Here is a 2,533-nt window from a genome sequence, read left to right as displayed (position 1 = left end):
CGGCAGGCAGTAGTCTTCGCCAAGAGGCTCCCACCGCCGATACGCCATCTGGGGCGCCGTGTACTGACCCGTCATGTTTTGGGTCGCCGAGTGCTGGCGTCTGTTTCAGGGTGAGGAATGGAATCGGGCTGTTATGGATGAAAGCAAAGGCGCATGAGCAGTAACTGGCGGGGGCAGTCCGGATCTGCCGTGACTATTCCCGCGCGTACTCTGGCCAGGCCAAGGTCCGGCAGTGCGGTGGTATGGACGGAATCTCCACTGCAGCTGCTCAGCGCGGTTGAAGCCCACGGTGCCGGCCTGCTGGGCCGCGACACCACCATTTATCCCCGCGCCGGAGCGGTAGGCATGTCCGGCATTCTGAGTTCGATGATGGCGCAGGTACCAGCCGGCGTGAGCTTCGGTCAGGCCCGGACACAGATCCCTTCGGTCAGGGCTGCCGGTGTGGACAGGTGGGTAATTGGTGACGCGTTCTCCGGGCAGGTGCAGCGGCAGTTGCTGCGGCACCCGCCCGCGCACGAGGTCGTAGTGCTCGACGACGGCCTGGCGACCCGGAAGTTGCTTTCAGGACTGACACGTGATACCCTGACGCCGCTGCTCCGTCCCCGTGCCAAGCGAACCCCCGCCCGCGACGCACTGGGTTTAGCCGCGTGGTTCCGGCTGCGGCAGTTGGCCCAGCGCGGCAAACTCGTCGTCTTTACCGCGCTGCCCATTGACGCCCGCGTGCACGCCGACTTTGAACGCCTGGGCGGCCACCTCGAGTTCCACCGGTTTGAATGGCTGAGCACCCAGCCCGTGACTGAGATCGTGAATGAACCCATGATCATGGTGGGTTCGGCGATGCCGGCAGACGGGCTAATCCACGCCGATCCCTATATCGACTGGCTCCACGAGCTCACCCAGGACGGCCCCGTCGGCTATTTCCCACACCGCCGCGAAACCCCCGAACTCCTCGACCGGATTGCCGCCAACCCGATGATCCGCATGAAGGAACACACCGTCCCAGTGGAGATGCGGCTGCGCGGCCTCTGTCCGCCTCAAACCGTCCACTGCCTGCCCTCAACGGTGTTGGCTTCACTCGGCCTGCTCCTGGCCCCCGCAGGCGTTCGCTTGCAGGGCCAGTCAGTGCCCCAATCCTGGTGGACCCCGACGACGACGGCACAGTTACGCCGGCACCTGAGCAGCTCCCTGGATGATTCAGAATCTGCAGCATGAGCGCCTTCAAAATCGTCGCCGTGGTGGACAGCGATTCCTACCTGAAGTTTGCCTGTTCCACCCTCGAAGGCATGCCGGAGTGGGACAGGCGCGTCGTCGTCGTCCGCTCCCCTGTCCTGCCCACCATGGAGCAGGTCCGCGCGGCCACCGTCGGGACTTTCATGGAGGACATCCCGGTTCCGGTCGTCCCCGCCCGCAAGTTGTCCGCCGTCGTCGATCAGGCCGACGTCGTCCTTGCCGCTGCCACCGGCCCTATTGCCGAGGAAGTGCTGTTCACCGCTTCGCGGCTGCGCCCCCGCCCCGCGCTGATCTCCGCCCTGCCCGGGGTGGCTCTGCCGGCAACCGAGAAGGGTCTGCGATACCGGGCCATGGGCGACGCCTTTGTCACGCACAGCCACGCGGAACGCCGCGCCTACGGCGGGCTGGCCGACGCGCTCGGGGTCGATCTAACTATGCTCGTATCCCGGCTGCCGTTTCTTCACTCTGTGGAGCCGCCCCGCCCGGTCGGTGCTCCGCTCCGGTCGGTCGTCTTCGCCCCGCAGGCGAAAGTGCCTGCCGTCCGGGAGGAACGGGTCCGAATCCTGCAGCACATGGCCCGGCTGACGCGGCAGCGTCCCGAACTCAAGGTCACCGTGAAGCTGCGGGCGTGGGACGGTGAGCCGCAAACCCACCTCGAGCATCACCCTTATGACCGGCTATGGCGGAAACTGACGGCCGATGGCGCCGTCGCAGGTGATGAGCTCGCGTTCGAGACCGGGTCCCTCGCCGGCTTCCTCACCCTAGGAACGGCATTGGTCACGGTCAGCTCCACGGCCGCGTTGGAAGCGGTCGACGCAGGCCTTCCGGTGCTCATCCTCGGCGACTTCGGCGTCAATGACGAGTTGCTCAACGGTGTCTTCACTGGCAGCGGTCTGATCGGCTCACTGGAGGATCTGCAGCGCGGCGCCTTTTTCCACCCCGAAGCTCCTTGGCTGCGCGATAACTACTTCCACGAACCAGAAGACAAGCTGTCATATTTGCTCGGAAGCTACGCAGTCAGCGCGCGGGCCGGGACGCTCGGAGTCCCTTCCACCGCGTCCGCCCACATCCGCCGTCGCCGGCTCCGTCTGCGACTGCGCACGGCGCTGCCCACGCCGGCTCTGAAACTGGCGCGCCGGCTGTCGAAGCTGGCGCAATCCGCACGGCAACCCGTACGTCAGTAGGAATGCCGCTGCTCCACGGTACTGCGCCTCAGTACGAGTGCCGCTGTGCCATCGTCCGGCGGACGCGTTCTTCGTCGAAGTCCTCGCCGAGCCAATTGAAGAGGAATGACAGGCTCGAC

General features: G+C 65.8%; 2 protein-coding genes. Both read left to right on the top strand.

What is annotated here, in order from left to right:
• The first annotated feature begins 153 nt into the window (after positions 1 to 153).
• Positions 154 to 1,212, top strand: coding sequence for a hypothetical protein (locus tag Y707_RS0112975; RefSeq protein WP_051441969.1), 1,059 nt, complete (start codon positions 154 to 156; stop codon positions 1,210 to 1,212).
• Entirely contained in the window at positions 1,209 to 2,414 is a 1,206-nt protein-coding gene (locus Y707_RS0112970; protein WP_035781688.1) for a DUF6716 putative glycosyltransferase, read from the top strand. The genes Y707_RS0112975 and Y707_RS0112970 overlap by 4 nt, the downstream gene beginning before the upstream one ends.
• Positions 2,415 to 2,533: the final 119 nt, after the last annotated feature.

Source organism: Arthrobacter sp. H14, from assembly GCF_000520495.1.
GTDB lineage: Bacteria > Actinomycetota > Actinomycetes > Actinomycetales > Micrococcaceae > Arthrobacter_C.
Note: the sequence above shows the minus strand (reverse complement) of the source record. Positions and strands in the feature narration are given on the sequence as shown.